Genomic DNA, 19120 nt, shown 5'->3' on the forward strand with positions numbered 1-19120 from the left:
TGGGCTGTGTGTCAGTCTACACCTTGCTGAAAAAAGAATGTTTTTTATCGTATGCATGACAAAAAGGAAGCATGCTGATAGGTTCTCCTTTATAGAGGCTGTTTTTGGCAGGTCACACAAAAATGGGTCCCGCGCCCTCCAACAACCGTTTTCTCAATGATACTTCCGCATGTCTGGCAAGGCTCTCCCCGCCGGTCATATACGAGAAGCTGCAATTGAAATGTTCCAATATCGCCTTGTGAATTAATATAGGAGCGAATCGTGCTTCCTCCCGCATCAACTGCCACTTGAAGCGTGTCAATAATATGCTTGTGGAGCACCTTGCAAGATTCAAGGCTTAGCTGATTGGCTTTTGTTTCTGGGTATATCCCTGACTTAAAAAGGACTTCATCTACATATATATTACCAAGCCCCACAACAATCTTTTGATCAAGTAAAGCCGTTTTGACAGCGCGGGAGGTCTTCTTCAATTGCTCCCATAAATACTCTGGTGTAAATGATTCTGAAAAAGGCTCATATCCCAGCTGTGATAGTGGGAGTTCTTTTTCTTCCTCACCTGAGTGAAATAAATGCATCGTGCCAAATTTACGTACATCATGGTACCGAAGCTCTGTACCATCTGTAAACGTAAAGACAACGTGTACGTGTTTATCATAAGGCTCATTTGCTTCATGAACACGGTATTTTCCTTCCATCCTTAAATGGGAGACCATTACGTAATGTTCTAAATAAAAGAGTAAAAACTTCCCTCTTCTTTCAATGGTTTGTATGGTTTCTCCTACCATCCTTCTTGCGAACTCCTCCGGTTCCCCAGGACGTTTGATGATATTTGGCCATTTGATATCGACCGTTTCAATCATTTTTCCTTTGACTAACCCATTAAGAGTGCGCCGGACGGTTTCAACTTCTGGTAATTCCGGCATGCTCCTCGCTCCTTTTTCTCTCTCTATTTATTTTGCGTCGTACCAAGATGGGCCTGAAGCAAAATCGACTTTTAGCGGTACATCGAGCTGAAGTGCGTTTTCCATTACTTCAGGGACAATTTTTTCTAGTATGGCGATTTCTTCTTTCGGTGCTTCGAAGATCAGTTCATCGTGCACCTGCAATAAAAGATTAGCCTGCAGGTTCTCTTCTTTTAGCTTTTGCACCATATCAATCATTGCTTTTTTAATGATATCTGCGGCACTGCCTTGAATCGGTGTGTTCATCGCCGTTCTTTCAGCAAAGCTTTTGATGTTAAAATTACGGCTTGTGATATCTGGAATATATCGTCTACGCTTTAGGAGCGTCGTGACGTAGCCTTTTTGTTTTGCTTCCTGCACGATGTCTTCCATATATGTTTTCACACCTTTAAAGCTTGTTAAATAACGTTCAATAAATGCAGCTGCTTCTTTTCTTGTAATCCCAAGGTTTTGAGAAAGTCCATAGTCACTAATCCCATAAACAATTCCGAAGTTCACAGCCTTGGCCTGTCTTCTCATAGAGGGAGTCACTTCTTCTTCAGATACATGGAACACATCCATTGCTGTTTTTGTGTGAATATCCATATCTTGGGTGAAGGCTTCAATCAAGTTCTCATCTTGAGAAATATGAGCGAGCACACGCAGCTCGATTTGAGAATAATCAGCTGCAAACATGAGCCAGCCTTCTTTTGATGGAACGAACGCTTGACGAATCTTCCGGCCTTCTTCTAGACGAATCGGGATATTTTGAAGGTTTGGATCCGTTGAGCTTAGCCTTCCCGTTTGCGTGAGTGCCTGATTAAATCTTGTATGAACTTTATGGGTATTTTTGTGCGTCACTTTCATTAAGCCTTCTACATAGGTAGATTGCAGCTTTCCAATTTGACGGTAATGCAAAATCGAGCGAATAATTTCGTGCTTGTCTTCAAGCTTTTCAAGAACATCGGCAGACGTAGAATAGCCTGTTTTTGTCTTCTTGATAATCGGCAGACCTAATTTTTCAAACAGAATCACACCGAGCTGTTTAGGAGAATTGATGTTAAACGTTTCTCCCGCTAAACGGTGAATGGTTTCTTCATATTCCTTCAGCTTCTTCGTCAGTTCTTCACCCATCCTCTCTAGGCGTTCAATATCCACCTTTACCCCTAGAGATTCCATTTCACCTAAGATGAGCGCAAGCGGCAGCTCTAAATCTTCATACAGTTCATGCTGATCATTTTTTTCTAACGCTTCAAGCGTCAAATCATGCAGGGCAGAGATCGCCGCTGCTTTACGTCCAAGGTGATCTTTTAACTCATCTTCGGTTGGAGCTGCCTGCTTTGCTCCTTTTCCGTACACTTTTTCATCTGAAAGAGCAATATTCAGACCATATTCCTTCGCCACACTTGCAACGTCCTCGTAGGATTTCTGCGGGTTGACAACATATGTAGCGAGCAGAACATCGTAATCGACACCTTTTAAATCGACATCATGCCATCTGAGGGCAACAACTGCTCTTTTTGAATCAAATACCCATTTTTTCTTCGTTTCATCCTGAGCCCATAGTTTAAACGCTTCTGACTGAAGAGCATCTTCCTTTGTGATAAAAAACGCACCATTTTCATTATGGATTGCAAAACCGATCAAATCTGCTTCGTGATAATTATCTCCCAGCTGTTCTACCACAAGCGCAGCATGATCTGTCAGCATGTCATCCGTTATATCGGTGATTTTTGTGACTTCTAACTCTTCTACTTCGACCTGTTCACCTTCTCCTAAACGCTCTAGTAACGTTTGAAAGCCCAGTTCTTTATAAAGAGAGATCACCTGATCGATGTAAGGGCCCTCATAAGCGAGATCTTTGCTTGACACATCTATTGGTGTCTCTACGAGAATTGTCGCCAGCTTTTTACTCATCACCGCTTGTTCTTTATGTTCTTCAAGCTTTTCTTTTAGCTTTTTCCCGCTGACTTCGTCAATATGTTCAAGTAGATTTTCAACTGTTTGAAATTGCTTTAATAATTTAATCGCCGTTTTTTCACCCACGCCAGGCACGCCTGGGATATTATCTGATGAATCTCCCATCAGCCCCTTCATGTCAATGATTTGATCTGGTCGCAGGCCATATTTTTCTTCAATATGGGCCGGTGTATAGTATTCTACTTCTGTGATACCTTTTTTCGTAATGGCTACCGTCGTATGGTCTGTTGAAAGTTGCGTTAAATCTTTATCTCCTGAAAAGATTTTGACCTCAAAGCCGTCTTTTTCTGCCTCTACAGCCAGTGTACCGATAATATCATCCGCCTCGTATTGCGGCAGCTCGTACCTTTTCACCTGATAAGCATCTAATAACTCACGGATGAATGGCATTTGTTCTGATAGTTCTGGCGGTGTTTTTTGTCTTCCGCCTTTATATTCCTTAAATGTCTCATGACGGAAGGTTGTTTTACCCGCATCAAATGCAACAAGCATATGGGTTGGCTTCTCGTCCTCCAGCATCTTCATTAGGATCATCGCAAAGCCATAAATGGCATTTGTATGTACCCCTTTATCATTGGATAAGAGCGGCAAAGCAAAAAAAGCTCGATAAGCGAGACTGTTTCCATCCACAAGTACTAATTTCTTTTTGTCTGTCATATGTTTAATCCTCCATCGACTGAGTCGTCTCAATCGTCTCTTTCACACATTGTATGTTCATTTTATCAAAGTTTATTTTGAAAAGAAAATAGACGACCCTGCAATAAAAAAGGGACGAAAACAACAAGTGTTTTCGTCCTTCCAAAATTGGCTCCTTGGATGAAGGGGTTCCTATTCATCCTACCAATAATTGTTTAACAAAACATGAATTTATTGTTAAGATCATGTAAATTTTTAACGGCACTTTCCTTTTTCTCTATTTTGATTTCAGACTCACTGTAAAAGTCGTCCCTTTGCCTTGTTTGCTTCGCACAGAAATCGTTCCTTCATGCGCCTCGACAAGGTGTTTGACAATAGCAAGGCCAAGCCCGGTACCGCCTGAATTTCTGCTTCTATCCTTATCAATTCGATAGAATCTCTCAAATATTCTTGGAATCTCACTTTTTTTCATTCCGATTCCTGTATCCACCACATCAAATTCATAGCTGTCCTTCCGCACCCTTGCCGAGATCGTGACACTTCCCCCCTCTGGAGTATAGGTGAGAGCATTATTCACGAGATTAAGAAAAATTTGCTTTAATCTCAGCGGGTCCGCCAAGACATAAACCGGTTCTTTCGGAACACGCACGTGCAGTCGAATGCCTTTTTCTACGGCCTTTTGTTTTAGCAACACTTCAATCTCCTGAATGATTTCTGTCGCATTGGCTTCTTGAATATTCAGCTTAAAATGCTGCTGTTCAATTCTAGAGAGATCGAGTAAGTCTTGAATAAGTGTTTCTAAACGGACACTCTCTTTTAGAATGATCGAAAGGAATTCTTTCTGCGCGTCTTTGTCATCAATCGCTCCATCAAGAAGGGTTTCAGAAAAACCTTTAATTGACGTAATCGGTGTCTTTAATTCATGGGACACGTTGGCGACAAAGTCTTTACGCATCTGCTCTAATTGCTTTGTTTCTGTTACATCATGAAACACAAGGACAATTCCTTTCCATTCATCATCCGTACTTAAGATCGGGACGCCATCGACTTGAAAGTAGCGGCGTTCAATCTCGACTGCTAGACGTAAAAACTTCCGAACCTTGGTTTCTGTCATGAAAATTTCGTCAATTAGCTCAATAATCTCTTCATGTGTAAAAGCTTCATGATACAGCTTGTGCATGTAAATGTGCTTTTGCACCTGAAATTGCTTGCGGAATGTTCGATTGACTAAGTTGATATAGCCCATTTTATCAATCAAAATGATACCCGCTCCAATGTTTTCTATGACCGTTTGCAGACGGTCTCGCTGCATTTCACCAGCACTTGTCATTTCTTGAAGGCTTTCTGCTAGGCGCTTTATGGACGTGTTGAGCTCACTTGTTTCAATGATCAGCTCTTCATAATTGTTGGTATCATAGTTACCACGTTCAAGCTGTTTGGCCACCTTTGTGGCATAATCAATCGGTTTCACATACTTCATCGACATGCGGTAGCCAAAAAAGACAATAATAATGATGGCCGAGCCAAGGCAAAAGGCTAATGCGAGCCAGAGCTGGCCGTCAAATTTATTTAAAGGCTGGAATGAAGCATGGAGAAATAGATATCCAGCCGGTTCGTTTTGCTTCATGATAGGGACTGCATAATAAAATAATGCATCCTTCTCATCATCAATGACCGTTCCTTTTGTCTGGAGATGCTCATTTTTCAGCATGTTTTGAATGCTGGGTCTTTGTTCTGCTGGACCCGTTGTATGTATAATATTCCCCTTCATGTCCACAATCGACGCATTCATATCGAGATGCTGCTTTGCCTGACCGAGGATCTCTTTGTTTTCCTTTGCCTTCAAATCGTCACCATTCACTGAAGAAAGGAGAAAACTCGATTCCTTTTTCATTCGTTCCGTTAATTTTGTTTCATAGAAAACATGAAACATGTGATCTAAGAAAAGACCAAGTCCGACAAACACTATAAAAAGGAGAAAGATGAGCCCAGAAAACAGGCGGATTGTAATTTTACTCATTTGACTTTGGCTCCTCCAATTTGTAGCCTAAGCCGCGAATGGTTTTAATGTATGTTGGTTTTTTTGTGTTCTTTTCAATTTTGTCTCGCAAGTGACTGATATGTACATCCACAATACGTGTGTCACCTGCAAAGTCATAATTCCAAACCGCACTTAACAATAGATCACGCGTGAGGACACGACCTTTATGCTTGGCCAAATAAAGCAGCAGCTCAAATTCCTTTGGCGTGAGCTCTAGACGTTCTTCTTGGAAGTAGACTTCGTAGTGTTCAGGTAAAATGTGCAGGTCACCAATTTTGATTTGGTCTGCTATGATCTCTTCTTTTATCTCTTGCGAAGAAGCAGGCTGAGATTGCTGTGCTCTTCTCAAAATGGCCTTTACCCGAGCACCCACTTCTCTAGGACTGAAAGGTTTTGTCATGTAATCATCGGCTCCAAGTTCAAGGCCGAGCACCTTATCAAATTCATCGTCCTTTGCTGTCAGCATTAAAATAGGGAACATCATTTTTTGAATTCTCAGTTGTTTACACACTTCAATGCCGTCCATCTTCGGAAGCATTAGATCTAATACAATAAGATCAGGTTGTTGACTTGCTGCTTTTTCAAGCGCTTCTTCCCCGTCTCTTGCTGTGACGACATCATAGCCCGCCCTTTCAAGGTTATAGCTTAGAAGTGTTACAATCGATTCTTCATCATCCACAACTAATATTTTTTTATTCATGTTGTGCCTCCAATTAGTGATTTCCCCTACATCCGGTTTTTTTGTATCTTATGCTAAAAGCAAGAATTCATGCTTTCTCTTTCATTTTAACGAAAGCTAAACAAGAGGACAATTTATAATTTCGACTATATATGTTTTGTAAATAAAAAGAAGGCCCCTCTTAAGAGAAGCCTTCTTTTTATTCAGATTAAGACAATACTTTCATCACGTTTTTAACAGATTCAACAGAGCGGTCAAGCTGACTTCTTTCTTCTTCTGTTAACTCAAGCTCAATGATCTGCTCAAGGCCGTTTCCACCTACGATTGTTGGAACACCAAGATAAATGCCTTCGTAGCCATATTCACCTTCAAGGTATGCAATCGTTGGGATAACGCGGCGCTGATCTTTTAAGATCGCCTCAACCATTTCAACTAGTGAAGCAGCAGGTGCGTAATATGCACTACCGTTACCTAATAGGTTGACAATCTCGCCTCCGCCTTTTCTTGTTCTTTCAACAATCGCATCGATTCGATCTTTTGGAATCAATGTTTCAAGCGGTATACCGCCTGCATAAGAGTAACGAACGAGCGGAACCATGTCGTCGCCATGTCCACCAAGCACAAAGCCCGTCACATCTTTCACAGATAGATTTAATTCTTGCGCAACGAACGTACGGAAACGTGCTGTATCAAGAATACCAGATTGTCCAATGACTTTTTCTTTTGGTAATCCTGATTCTTTATAAACTGCATATGTCATTGCATCAACAGGGTTTGTTAATACAACAATGATCGCTTCTGGAGAATATTTGACGATTTCGCGTGTCACACTGCGCATGATTTTTTCATTTGTTGACACGAGGTCGTCACGGCTCATTCCCGGCTTTCTTGCAATTCCTGCCGTAATGACTACTACATCAGAACCGGCTGTATCTTCGTAGTTAGAAGTTCCTGTAATGTTCGCATCGAAGCCTTGAACAGGGCTTGCTTCCAGCATATCAAGTGCTTTCCCTTTTGTTGGGTTCTCAAGCTGCGGGATATCGACTAATACGACATCCGCTAATTCTTTTTGAGCCGTTAAAAATGCTGTAGTTGCTCCAGTAAAGCCTGCTCCGATGACAGATATTTTTTTACGCTTATTTGCCATTTCTTTTTTCCCCTTTAACTTTAAAGTTTAAGAATCAAGACAAGTTTTTGATGAGCTCGTCTGCAAACTCAGAACATTTCACTTCTGTTGCGCCATCCATTAATCTAGCAAAATCGTACGTGACAACTTTTGATGCAATTGTTTTTTCAACAGATTGAATCACTAGATCCGCTGCTTCCTGCCAGCCAAGGTGCTCAAGTAAAAGCACCCCTGATAGAAGAACAGATGATGGATTCACTTTATCAAGTCCAGCATATTTCGGTGCTGTTCCGTGAGTCGCTTCAAAAATAGCGTGTCCTGTTTCGTAGTTGATGTTCGCACCTGGTGCGATACCAATTCCACCAACCTGTGCTGCAAGTGCATCAGAGATGTAGTCTCCGTTTAAGTTCATTGTTGCAACAACATCGAACTCAGCTGGACGAGTTAGAATTTGTTGAAGGAAAATATCTGCAATGCTGTCTTTGACAATAATTTTGCCAGCAGCTTCTGCTTCACTTTGCGCTTTGTTTGCCGCATCTTTCCCATCTTTTTCTACAATACGATCATATTGTGCCCATGTAAAGACTTTGTCGCCAAACTCTTTTTCAGCCACTTCGTAACCCCAGTTTTTGAAGGCACCTTCTGTAAATTTCATGATATTTCCTTTGTGAACAAGTGTCACAGATTTACGGCCTTGGTCAATCGCATACTGGATTGCTGCTCTGACAAGACGAGATGTTCCTTCTTTAGAAACTGGCTTGATACCGATACCTGATGTTTCTGGGAAACGGATTTTGTTCACACCTAGTTCGTTTTTCAAGAAGTCGATTAACTTCTTCACTTCGTCTGATCCTTTTGCATACTCGATTCCTGCATAGATATCTTCAGTGTTTTCACGGAAGATGACCATATCTGTGTCTTGTGGACGTTTCACAGGAGATGGTACGCCTTGGAACCAGCGAACTGGACGTAAGCATGTGAATAAATCTAGCTCTTGTCTAAGTGCCACATTTAATGAACGGATTCCTCCACCAATTGGTGTTGTAAGTGGACCTTTAATCGCAATTAAGTATTCACGAATGTCTTCAAGCGTTTGCTCAGGAAGCCACTCTCCAGTTTTATTGTAAGCTTTTTCTCCTGCATAAACTTCTTTCCAAGTGATTTGCTTTTCACCTTTATATGCTTTCTCTACAGCTGCTTCAAGCACTCTTGATGCTGCTTTCCAAATGTCAGGACCGATTCCGTCCCCTTCAATAAACGGGATAATTGGATTATTTGGCACATTCAATACGCCGCCAGTAACTGTAATTTTTTCGCCTTGTGACAATGATATTACCTCCCAGGTTATGTAGTGAATATTTGAAACTTCTTAACTTGATGTCTGCAAGGAAAGATGTTTTTCACATGATTCGTTTTTTGTTGATATGGAGGCTGATTGGTTTGTTTGGATCAGCCCCCGCTTATTCTATAAACATTAGTCTCTTTCACTGATCGAAACAAACGTTTGAAGATCAGGTCCAATGTATTCAGCTCTTGGACGGATAAGACGGTTGTTGTCATATTGCTCTAAAATGTGAGCAATCCATCCGGAAAATCGGCTAATCACGAAAATTGGTGTAAACAAGTCATGATCAATACCAAGACTGTGATATACAGATGCAGAATAAAAATCAACATTCGGTGGAAGATTTTTCTCTGATGTCACGATTTCCTCTGCGCGAACAGACATTTCATACCATTTCGGCTCGCCTGTAAGGTTTGTTAAACGCTGGCTCATTTCTTTCAGATGCTTTGCACGCGGGTCACCTTGACGGTATACACGGTGGCCAAAGCCCATAATTTTTTCTTTCTTCTCTAGCTTACCATGAATATAGGAATCTACGTTTTCAACTCCACCAATTTCTGAAAGCATCTTCATCACGCCTTCATTGGCACCGCCGTGAAGTGGTCCCTTCAAAGCGCCGATGGCTGCTGTTACACCAGAGTAAATATCTGATAGTGTAGCAACACATACACGTGCTGTAAATGTTGACGCATTTAATTCATGATCGGCATGTAGAATGAGTGCCTTATCAATCGCCTCAATTTCTACTGGAGATGGCTCTTCGCCGTTTAGCATATACAAGAAGTTCGTAGCATAGCTGTATTCTTCTTTTGGCTGTATAGGCTCAAATCCCTTTCGAATGCGTGAGAATGCAGCGACAAGTCCAGAAATTTTCGCCTGTAATCGAATGGCTTTTCTGTAATTCGCTTCTTTGTCCATAGTCTCTGATTCGTCATCGAGTAAACCTAGTAAGGATACTGCTGTACGAATCGCAGACATTGGATGAACCCCATCCAGCGAATAAGATTTAAAGTGCTCAATGATTTCCTGTGGAATATGAGCATGTTCATTGAGCAGCTGTTTTAATTCACTCAGCTCCTTCTCATTCGGCAGCTTTAAGTGCCATAACAGGTAGACAATTTCTTCGAATGTAGCTTTTTCAGTTAAATCATCGATATTGTACCCTACATAAGTAAGAGTATCATCAATAATTGAGCTTACGGATGAAGTGGTTGCCACAATACCTTCAAGACCTCTTGTTGCTGTCATGTTCAATCTCCCCTTTTAAAAAAATTCCCCTTCGTTGCAAAATTCTCGGTTTTTGAAAGCGCTATCCAATCCGAATACGTTAGCAGGTTTAGAAAAGAAAATGCTTACATTTACCTATCCGGTTAGAGCGCTTTTAGCCTCATTTCTCTTGTGTGATCAATGAGTTCAAAATTAAGCCTATTCCCATTATAAACAATAATCAGACATTTGTTAAATGTTTAACTATAATTTTTTTTGATATTTTTTTTTTTAGCCTTCCGTTTAGGGCATGGAATGAAGGGATTTTGCTTCTTTTAATATATTTAATTATGTTTTTTTGCAAAAGCTCGCTTAAGAAAACATAAAAAAAGAAAGTGGCATGAGCCACTCGCTTTTTATCCGCTGAAAAATTTCACAGCTTGCATCGCTAGGTAGGCAATTCCTGCACCGATTAGCGGGCCGACAGCCACACCTTTAAATAAACTAACTGCCAAAATCGTGCCAAACACAAGCGCAGCCGTAATATGAGGATCATTTTCGAGTAGCACAATACCGTTTTTTGCAATAAGTGCTACTAATATACCCGCTCCAAGTGCAATCCAAGCATAGGAGGATTTCATCGCTTCTCCAAGCTGTTTAAATCCAATGTCACCTGTTGCGATCGGCACAAGCACAGCAATTGTAATGACGGTTACCCCCCAATTGATGCCTTTTGATTGCAGAACCGGGAAGATTTTTTGATCGAGTCCAATGAGCTTAATCACAATCAACACAGAAACCGCTAAAATTAACGAATTGTTCTTCGCAATGAGTGCAATAACGAGTAAAAGAACTAAAAATAAATTTGCTTGTGTAAACATACGCCGCCCCTTCCTTTCTTTTTATTGCGACCTTTTCATATTACTCATTTTTTTGAATAAAATGAAGTATCGGACATGCTTGTTTTTTGGAGGGGATTGTGTGAATCACGCCTATGTGGCCATTTTTCTGCGAAGTTTGATGATTATCAGCATTACCGTTTTTGCTGTTGTCTTTTTATGTCAGTCTTTTCCGCTTTTATATCCATTTTGGATCGCACTTGTTGTGTCCTGTTTGATTCATCCTGCGGTATGCAAAATTGAAGAATGGACCGGAATGCCAAGAGGCTTTGTCGTGATCATTGTCTTATTTCTCTTTTTCATTGCAGCAGCTGGGTTCATGACGCTTTTAGTGGCGGAAATCATTTCAGGAAGTGCTTATTTAGCAAAGGTACTGCCAGACCACCTTGATCAAATGATCAGTATTGTGGAACGGTTTTTCACGGATAAGATTCTGCCTTTATATCATGATTTGACTGCCCAATTTAATACACTTCAAGCAGGACAAAAGGAATCGATTTTGGGACAAATTCAAGCACTTGGTGACGAAGTAGCGGCGAAAATCGGAACTTTTCTTTCAAAAACACTCGAACTTATTCCGGCTTTTTTAGGTCTTTTGCCCGATGCAGCAGCAACTCTTTTATTTTCTGCCCTTGCGACTTTTTTTATCACAAAAGATTGGTTTATATTAAAAACATATGGTTCACGTATTTTCCCCACAAAATGGATGATGCATTCACGCGCCATTTTATCTGAAATCAAAAAAGCCATTACTGGCTTTATAAAGGCACAGCTTCTGCTCGTTGCCATGACCATCGGCATCGTGCTCATTGGGCTGATTATCTTAAAGGTCGAGCATGCCCTGGTGATCGCTCTATGTATTGGACTTGTCGATTTACTTCCTTATATCGGCAGCGGCACCGTTTTTCTACCATGGATCATTTACTCAGCTATGACAGGGAATCTTTCACTTGCCATTGGGCTAGGTATTTTGTATATCGTGGTGTTAATTCAAAGACAAATATCAGAGCCGAAAGTCTTAAGCAAATCCATTGGGCTTAATCCTTTAGCAACACTTGTGGCGCTATTTGTCGGTTTCAAATGGTTTGGTTTTCTCGGACTTGCCCTTGGTCCTGCCTCTCTTGTCGTTTGGCAGGCGTTTCGTAATGCGGGTATTTTCAGGGATATTTATCAGTACATTATGTATGGCGTGCAAAAGTAAAAGAGACCTCATCTAAAGGTCTCTTTAGCGTATAATGGTATAGCGTTTGCGATTGGACATGTTTCTTAGCCAGCACTCAAAGAGTGGCTTGACTCGGTTTCTTGACATCGGGATGAGCAGCAAAGCCCCAATCAGATCCGATAAAAACCCTGGAATGAGCAGAAGCAAGCCGCCGATTAGAATGCAAAAGCCATCTACAATGGTTGCCCCTGGCATTTTGCCATATTGTAAATCTCGCTGTACTTTTTGAAACACTTCAATTCCTTGCTTTCTCGCAAAATAAGCACCTAGTGCGCTCGTAAGCACAATAAATAACATCGTTGGCAAAATGCCAATGATTTTACTTGAGATTAAAAATAAACCAATTTCCACTGCAGGGAACAGAATCAGTAATAGTAGAAAATATTTCAACCATATCACCTCATGATGGTTCTTTCACAAAAACTGTCTTACTCTTTTTAGTGTAACATAAAAAAAGAAAGGAGTCAGACAACTCCCTCTTGTGTAATTTAAAGGACGCTTGCACGACCTTTGTAGATCGCTCCGCGTGCTGGATCTACTGTAATCTCTTCGCCTTCTTTTAAAAGTGTTGTTGCGTTTTCAAGACCAACAATTACTGGAATGCCAAGGCTTAGTCCAACGACTGCTGCGTGGCTTGTTAAACCGCCTTCTTCTGTGATAAGAGCAGATGCTTTTTCTAGAGCGCCCATCATATCACGGTCTGTGCAGTTCGCTACGAGAATCGCACCATCATACATTTTTCCGTCTGCTTCTTTTCCGCTTTGTGCAATGACAACTGGTCCAAATGCAGATTTACGGCCAATTCCTTGACCCTTCGCAATAATATCGCCGACAACATACACTTTCATTAAGTTCGTTGTCCCCGTTTCACCAACTGGCACACCTGCTGTAATGACGATTAAGTCGCCACGTCTTACATAGCCAGTTTCAATTGATTTTTCTACCGCATTCTCAAGCATTTCATCTGTAGATGTCGTATTTGATCCGCTCTTAGCAAAAACACCGAATACGAGAGATAGCTTTCTAGCAACCGATTCGTTTGCTGTTACAGCGACGATTGGTGCTTTTGGTCTATATTTTGAAATCATTCTCGCTGTATGACCGCTTTCAGTAGGTGTGACAATCGCTGCCACGTCAAGCTTCATTGCAGTATGAACAACAGATTGACCAATTGCATCTGTAATGCTGACCTCTACTTCTTCGCTTCTGCGAGAAAGAATCGCTTTATAATTTAATGCTTCCTCTGAACGTGACGCAATGTTGTGCATCGTTTGCACAGCTTCAACAGGGTATGTACCTGCTGCTGTTTCACCAGAAAGCATAATCGCATCTGTGCCATCAAAAATGGCATTTGCCACGTCACTTGCTTCCGCACGTGTTGGACGAGGATTACGCTGCATGCTGTCTAGCATTTGTGTAGCTGTGATGACAGGTTTGCCTAAACGATTGCATTTTTTGATCAGCATTTTTTGAACAAGCGGTACTTCTTCTGCTGGGATCTCTACACCAAGATCTCCACGCGCAACCATTAGACCGTCTGATACCTCAAGGATTTCAACGATGTTATCAACGCCCTCTTGGTTTTCAATCTTAGGAATGATTTGAATGTTAGCCGCATTGTTCTTTTCAAGAAGCTCACGAATTTCAAGTACATCAGAAGCTCGTCTGACAAAAGAAGCTGCGATGAAATCGACACCCTGTTCAATTCCGAACAGAATATCTTTGGCATCCTTTTCTGTAATACCTGGCAGGTTCACACTCACACCTGGAACGTTTACGCCTTTTTTGTTTTTCAATGTGCCTGTATTCATGACTTTCGTAACGATTTCTTTACGGTCCATGTTTAGTTCTTTCACCTCTAAACCAATGAGACCGTCATCTAATAGAATCGTTGAGCCCACTTCTACATCATGAATTAAATCTTCATACGTCACACTAATTTTTTCAGTATTCCCAATAATGTCTTCCATACTGACGATGAGATCTGCACCAGCTACTAGCTCAATTGAGCCGTTTTCAACTGTACGTGTACGGATCTCTGGACCTTTTGTATCAAGAAGGATCGCAATGTCCTTGCCTAACGCTTTACCTGCTTTTCGAATGTTTTCAATACGTGCACCATGCTCTTCAAAATCTCCATGAGAGAAGTTTAGTCTGGCTACATTCATTCCTGCTTCAATCAATTCAGTCAGCTTTTCAATGCTTTCACTTGCTGGACCGATTGTACAAACGATTTTTGTCTTTCTCATCACTGTTCCTCCTAAGGTCTTCTCGTTTTATATAGAGAGCTCTTGTGAAAGTCGGTACATATTTTGATCGACTGTATGTTTTTTATCTAAGATTTCTAAAATATCGTGGTGAACAAGTTTATTGCTTTGAATGCCCACACAGCGTCCGCCTCTTCCTTCAAGTAGAAGCTCGACTGCATACGCTCCTAAGCGGCTTGCTAGCACTCGGTCAAACGCACTTGGAGAACCTCCACGCTGAATATGTCCTAAGACAGATACACGTGTTTCAAGGCTTGTCTCCTCTTCAATTCGCTTACCGAATTCAACACCGCTGCCGACACCTTCTGCTACGATGATGATACTATGCTTCTTGCCGCGCTCATGCCCTCTTCTCAATCTGGCAATAATTTCGTCCATGTCATAGTCTGCTTCAGGAATCAAAATTGATTCGGCTCCCCCCGCAAGACCTGACCAAAGTGCAATATCACCGGCATGTCTTCCCATTACTTCCACTACGTATGTACGTTCATGAGATGTGGCTGTATCACGAATTTTATCGATGGCATCAATGACAGTATTCAGTGATGTATCAAAGCCAATTGTGAAATCAGTACCTGGAATATCGTTATCAATTGTACCTGGGACACCGACACATGGAAAACCGAGCTCTGTTAATTTCTTCGCTCCCATGAATGAGCCGTCTCCACCGACGACAACAAGTCCTTCGATACCGAATTTTTTTAAGTTTTCAATTCCTTTTTCACGACCTTCAACTGTCTTGAATTCAGGACATCTTGCCGTGTAAAGTTTTGTTCCTCCACGATGAATAATATCGCCTACTGAACCTATTTCGAGTTTCTCAATTTTACCGTTAATTAGACCTGAATATCCATTATAAATACCGTATACTTCTACATTATGGTAAATTGCTTTTCTTACAACTGCGCGCACAGCTGCATTCATTCCTGGGGAATCCCCACCGCTCGTTAAAACTCCTATACGCTTCATCCTTTTCACCTCAGAGATCATATATGAATTAAACATACCATTCCCATTGCTTGAAAACAATTATAAGCAAAAACGGGTGTTTTCAATACGAATTTATAAAACCGTACTTATTATACAATTAAATAAACCGTTTTTAAACAAAAGTTAAGATAGTCATGAAAGCAAATCTGTCAAAAACCTGTTGTTTAAGTGCTCTAAACCTTTTCATATCAAGGTTTTTAGATGTGTAAAATTTTATGAAAACAAAAGAAAATTATTTTCAAATAGCACTTACAAACACTTACATGAGGAGTTTTTCATAAAAAAATAAACGCCAGCCAATAAGGCTGTACGTTTATTTAGTTTACCCCAATATATTGATTTTCAATCGATACTTTCCCAATGGCTTTGTATTTTTGATATCTTTGTTCGACTAATTCTTCTGGCGATCGTTTGAGCAAAGATGTAAGTGACTGTGTTAATGTTCTTTCCATGTAGGCTGCTTGTTGTTTTACGTCTCGGTGTGCCCCACCTTGAACTTCTTTAATAACATCATCTATAATATCTAATTCTTTTAGGTCTGGAGCGGTAATTTTCATTGTTTCTGCAGCTTTTTTAGCAAGTGATGAGTCCTTCCAGAGCAGTGCAGCTGCACCTTCTGGTGAAATCACTGAATACGTCGAGTTCTCTAGCATGAATAGATGGTTTCCTACGCCTAAACCTAGTGCCCCGCCACTTCCGCCTTCTCCAATGACAATACAGACAACGGGTACACGAAGTCCTGCCATTTCGAATAAGTTTTTAGCAATTGCTTCACTTTGTCCACGTTCTTCAGCTGCTTTACCAGGATAAGCTCCTTTTGTATCAATAAAGCAAATGATTGGACGGTTAAATTTATCTGCTTGTTTCATCAATCGCAATGCTTTACGGTAACCTTCCGGATGAGGCATTCCGAAATTGCGGCGCAAGTTTTCTTTTGTGTCTTTTCCGCGCTGATGACCAATGACTGTGACAGGAAGCCCTTTAAACGTGGCAATTCCTCCAACGATGGCTTCATCATCGCCATAAAAACGGTCACCGTGACACTCGAAAAAGTTGTCAAACAGCTCCTGAATGTAATCCAGAGTGGTTGGACGCATCGCATGACGAGCAATCTGTACTCTGTCCCATGGCTTTAAATTTGTATAAATGTCCGCTTCAAGCTTACTCAGACGTGTTTCAAGCCGCTCAATTTCTGCACTTAAATCCATCTCTGAGTTTTGTGTGAACTTTTTCAATTCATCAATTTTCGCTCGAAGTTCGATGACAGGTTTTTCAAATTCTAGTTCTCCAGCCACTCTCGTTCACCTCCTGTGCTGTGTAATGCTAAGATTCGGCCTAATGTTTCTTTCATGTCTGCACGGTAGATCACCGCATCGAGCTGACCATGCTTCATTAAAAATTCAGCCGTTTGAAAGTCTTCTGGCAAGTCTTCACGAATGGTTTGTTCAATGATTCTGCGACCTGCGAAACCAATTAATGCACCAGGTTCTGCAAAGTTGTAATCACCGAGAGACGCGAAACTAGCTGATACACCACCAGTTGTTGGGTTGGTCATCACAGAGATAATCAAGCCTTGATCCTCGCTAAACAGCTTTAATGCTGAACTTGTTTTCGCCATCTGCATGAGACTAAGAATCCCCTCTTGCATTCTTGCTCCGCCAGATGCAGTAAAGATAATAAATGGCACCTTGTCCGCTTTTGCTTTCTCGATAGCCAGTGTGATCTTTTCACCAACGACCGAGCCCATGCTGCCCATACGGAACGTGGCATCCATGACAGCGATCACAGCACTTTGTCCTTCAATTTCACCTTTACCTGTGACAATGGCTTCATTCAAAGATGTTTTTTCTCTGTCTTTCTCAAGCTTTTCTTCGTAGCCTGGGAAACCGAGCGGGTTCTCAGAAATGAGGTGCCCGTTAAATTCTTCAAATGTGCCTTCGTCTACAAGGCTTTCAATACGTCGTTTTGCATTCATTTGCAAATGTCTGCCGCAATTCATGCAAACACGTAAATTTTTATCTAGTTCTTTGGTGAGCATAATTTTTTTACATTGCGGACATTTGGTCATGATGCCTTCAGGCACATCTTGACTTGCCTGTTCAGAGGGTACAGATGCATATTTCTTCTTTTTACTGAAAATGTTCTTGATTGACAAATGATTACCTCCCTTTTTGAAGGTTTTTTTCTTTACACGCACATCCACTATTATAGGACATGTCATAACTGTACCGAAACTATTGTACTTTTTTTGTCAAACGCTGTCATCCTTCATTCAATTTTTTCAGTGAGGAATTGATAAGAAATCAGTATGAGTTTGGGGCGCTGAGCAGTTGATATATTTGGATTGTGAACGTCTACAAAAAAATCTCATTCCGGATAAAAAAATATTCAAGTGAGAGAGGAAATGGTGCACGTCTTTCCTCCAAATGCAGAAAGAAAGTGCACACTTTTTCTAGTTGATTATTCACCGATAATCGTTATTTTTCTTGTTTTTTCTGCAACAGCTTCTGGGTCGACTTTGATTCTTGCAACGCCAGTTTCCATCGCTGCTTTTGCTACTGCTTTTGCTACCGCTGGTGCTACGCGCGCATCAAACGGTGCAGGAATGACGTATTCTGCTGTCAATTCTTCATCTGATACAAGAGAAGCAATCGCTTCGACAGCTGCAATTTTCATTTCTTCGTTAATATGTGTTGCACGCACATCTAGTGCTCCGCGGAAAATGCCCGGGAATGCAAGTACGTTATTCACTTGGTTCGGAAAGTCTGAACGGCCAGTTCCTACAACACTTGCACCTGCTGCATGTGCATCTTCTGGCATGATCTCTGGATTTGGATTAGCCATTGCGAAGATCACTGGATCTTTTGCCATTTTCCCAACCATCTCTTTTGTTAAAGCACCTGCTACTGAAACCCCGATGAAGACATCTGCGCCTTCAATGACTTCTTCTAATGAACCTTCTTTGCAGTCTTGGTTCGTGAATTTAGCTACTTCGTTTTTCACTACATTCATCCCATTCGGGCGGCCTTCGTAAATAGCGCCTTTTGTGTCACACATAATGATATCACGTACACCGAAATGATATAGAAGTTTGATAATTGCAATACCTGCTGCACCAGCGCCGTTTGCAACCACTTTGATTGAAGACATTGATTTTCCAGACAGTTTAAGGGCATTGACAAGTCCTGCAACTGTTACAATGGCTGTTCCATGCTGATCATCGTGGAAAACAGGAATGTTTGTCTCTTTTTTCAAACGCTCTTCAATCATGAAGCAGTTAGGAGCTGCAATATCTTCAAGGTTGACACCGCCAAACGTAGGCTCAAGGAGCTTCACTGTTTCAACGATTTTGTCTACATCGTTTGTCGCTAGCGCAATTGGAAAGGCATCTACGCCCGCAAAGCTTTTGAATAATACCGCTTTACCTTCCATTACTGGAAGAGATGCTTCGGCACCAATATTTCCAAGCCCTAAAACAGCGCTTCCGTCTGTGACTACAGCGACCATATTACCTTTCATTGTATAATCATAAACTTTGCTTGTGTCGTCATAAATATCTTTACATGGTTCTGCAACACCAGGTGAGTAAGCCAAGCTCAAGTCTTTCGCATTTTTCACTTGTACTTTTGATTTTGATTCGAGTTTGCCTTGATTCTCTTTGTGCATATGTAATGCTTCTTCTCTTAATGACATGTGATGAACACTCCTTCAAGTGGCAAATGATTTAATGAATTGCTAAGTTGATAAGCACATACTGGCAGTTTTAAATACACAGAATCTTTAAAATG

General features: G+C 41.1%; 15 protein-coding genes. 1 reads left to right on the top strand and 14 read right to left on the bottom strand.

The genetic code is table 11. The features are described 5' to 3' along the window. Nucleotides 1–89: 89 nt before the first annotated feature. The 8 genes from mutM to LC033_RS01145 form a co-directional block, all read right to left on the bottom strand. On the bottom strand, nucleotides 90–923 hold the full coding sequence (mutM, locus tag LC033_RS01110; protein WP_226566459.1) for a DNA-formamidopyrimidine glycosylase: 834 nt from the start codon (nucleotides 921–923) through the stop codon (nucleotides 90–92). 27 nt (nucleotides 924–950) lie between these two features. After that, nucleotides 951–3578, bottom strand: a complete 2628-nt coding sequence (gene polA / locus LC033_RS01115; protein ID WP_226566460.1) for a DNA polymerase I — start codon at nucleotides 3576–3578, stop codon at nucleotides 951–953. 256 nt (nucleotides 3579–3834) lie between these two features. Next, nucleotides 3835–5577 carry a two-component system histidine kinase PnpS gene (gene pnpS, locus LC033_RS01120; protein WP_226566461.1) on the bottom strand — a complete coding sequence of 581 codons (1743 nt, stop codon included), beginning with the start codon at nucleotides 5575–5577 and terminating at the stop codon, nucleotides 3835–3837. Continuing rightward, the gene (locus LC033_RS01125; RefSeq protein ID WP_226566462.1) at nucleotides 5570–6298 is read right to left on the bottom strand and encodes a response regulator transcription factor; all 729 of its coding nucleotides are present in this window, start codon (nucleotides 6296–6298) and stop codon (nucleotides 5570–5572) included. The genes pnpS and LC033_RS01125 overlap by 8 nt, the downstream gene beginning before the upstream one ends. Before the next feature lie 187 nt (nucleotides 6299–6485). Continuing rightward, nucleotides 6486–7424: a malate dehydrogenase gene (mdh, locus tag LC033_RS01130; RefSeq protein ID WP_226566463.1), complete on the bottom strand. Its 939-nt coding sequence runs from the start codon at nucleotides 7422–7424 to the stop codon at nucleotides 6486–6488. 34 nt (nucleotides 7425–7458) lie between these two features. Beyond that, on the bottom strand, nucleotides 7459–8730 hold the full coding sequence (icd, locus tag LC033_RS01135) for an NADP-dependent isocitrate dehydrogenase (protein ID WP_226566464.1): 1272 nt from the start codon (nucleotides 8728–8730) through the stop codon (nucleotides 7459–7461). Nucleotides 8731–8877: 147 nt separating this feature from the next. Then, nucleotides 8878–9996: a citrate synthase gene (gene citZ, locus LC033_RS01140; protein WP_226566465.1), complete on the bottom strand. Its 1119-nt coding sequence runs from the start codon at nucleotides 9994–9996 to the stop codon at nucleotides 8878–8880. 374 nt (nucleotides 9997–10370) lie between these two features. Next, the gene (locus tag LC033_RS01145) at nucleotides 10371–10835 is read right to left on the bottom strand and encodes a DUF441 domain-containing protein (protein ID WP_099681438.1); all 465 of its coding nucleotides are present in this window, start codon (nucleotides 10833–10835) and stop codon (nucleotides 10371–10373) included. 100 nt (nucleotides 10836–10935) lie between these two features. Here LC033_RS01145 and ytvI point away from each other — a divergent pair, with 100 nt between their 5' ends. Next, a complete protein-coding gene (gene ytvI / locus LC033_RS01150; RefSeq protein WP_226566466.1) occupies nucleotides 10936–12054 on the top strand; it encodes a sporulation integral membrane protein YtvI in 1119 nt (372 codons plus the stop codon). 24 nt (nucleotides 12055–12078) lie between these two features. Here the strand turns inward: ytvI and LC033_RS01155 are convergent, their stop codons facing one another. From LC033_RS01155 to ystJ, 6 genes are all read right to left on the bottom strand, one after another. Next, on the bottom strand, nucleotides 12079–12465 hold the full coding sequence (locus LC033_RS01155) for an FxsA family protein (RefSeq protein ID WP_226566467.1): 387 nt from the start codon (nucleotides 12463–12465) through the stop codon (nucleotides 12079–12081). Nucleotides 12466–12563: 98 nt separating this feature from the next. After that, a complete protein-coding gene (pyk, locus tag LC033_RS01160) occupies nucleotides 12564–14324 on the bottom strand; it encodes a pyruvate kinase (protein ID WP_226566468.1) in 1761 nt (586 codons plus the stop codon). Between the two features lie 27 nt (nucleotides 14325–14351). Further along, nucleotides 14352–15311 carry a 6-phosphofructokinase gene (pfkA, locus tag LC033_RS01165; RefSeq protein ID WP_226566469.1) on the bottom strand — a complete coding sequence of 320 codons (960 nt, stop codon included), beginning with the start codon at nucleotides 15309–15311 and terminating at the stop codon, nucleotides 14352–14354. A gap of 338 nt (nucleotides 15312–15649) precedes the next feature. Next, complete coding sequence (gene accA, locus LC033_RS01170) at nucleotides 15650–16627, bottom strand: acetyl-CoA carboxylase carboxyl transferase subunit alpha (RefSeq protein ID WP_226566470.1); 978 nt, start codon at nucleotides 16625–16627, stop codon at nucleotides 15650–15652. Then, complete coding sequence (gene accD, locus LC033_RS01175) at nucleotides 16612–17487, bottom strand: acetyl-CoA carboxylase, carboxyltransferase subunit beta (RefSeq protein ID WP_226566471.1); 876 nt, start codon at nucleotides 17485–17487, stop codon at nucleotides 16612–16614. Before accD ends, accA begins: the two co-directional genes overlap by 16 nt. Nucleotides 17488–17792: 305 nt before the next feature. Next, on the bottom strand, nucleotides 17793–19025 hold the full coding sequence (gene ystJ, locus LC033_RS01180; RefSeq protein WP_226566472.1) for an NADP-dependent malic enzyme: 1233 nt from the start codon (nucleotides 19023–19025) through the stop codon (nucleotides 17793–17795). Nucleotides 19026–19120: the final 95 nt, after the last annotated feature.

This window comes from Bacillus stratosphericus, assembly GCF_020524495.1.
GTDB lineage: Bacteria > Bacillota > Bacilli > Bacillales > Bacillaceae > Bacillus > Bacillus stratosphericus_B.

Coding starts and splice junctions, on each gene's coding strand:
- pnpS (WP_226566461.1), bottom strand. CDS start 5,577: ATGAGTAAAATTACAATCCGCCTGTTTTCTGGGCTCATCTTTCTCCTT.
- LC033_RS01145 (WP_099681438.1), bottom strand. CDS start 10,835: ATGTTTACACAAGCAAATTTATTTTTAGTTCTTTTACTCGTTATTGCA.
- pfkA (WP_226566469.1), bottom strand. CDS start 15,311: ATGAAGCGTATAGGAGTTTTAACGAGCGGTGGGGATTCCCCAGGAATG.
- polA (WP_226566460.1), bottom strand. CDS start 3,578: ATGACAGACAAAAAGAAATTAGTACTTGTGGATGGAAACAGTCTCGCT.
- pyk (WP_226566468.1), bottom strand. CDS start 14,324: ATGAGAAAGACAAAAATCGTTTGTACAATCGGTCCAGCAAGTGAAAGC.
- mutM (WP_226566459.1), bottom strand. CDS start 923: ATGCCGGAATTACCAGAAGTTGAAACCGTCCGGCGCACTCTTAATGGG.
- ystJ (WP_226566472.1), bottom strand. CDS start 19,025: ATGTCATTAAGAGAAGAAGCATTACATATGCACAAAGAGAATCAAGGC.
- mdh (WP_226566463.1), bottom strand. CDS start 7,424: ATGGCAAATAAGCGTAAAAAAATATCTGTCATCGGAGCAGGCTTTACT.
- citZ (WP_226566465.1), bottom strand. CDS start 9,996: ATGACAGCAACAAGAGGTCTTGAAGGTATTGTGGCAACCACTTCATCC.
- LC033_RS01125 (WP_226566462.1), bottom strand. CDS start 6,298: ATGAATAAAAAAATATTAGTTGTGGATGATGAAGAATCGATTGTAACA.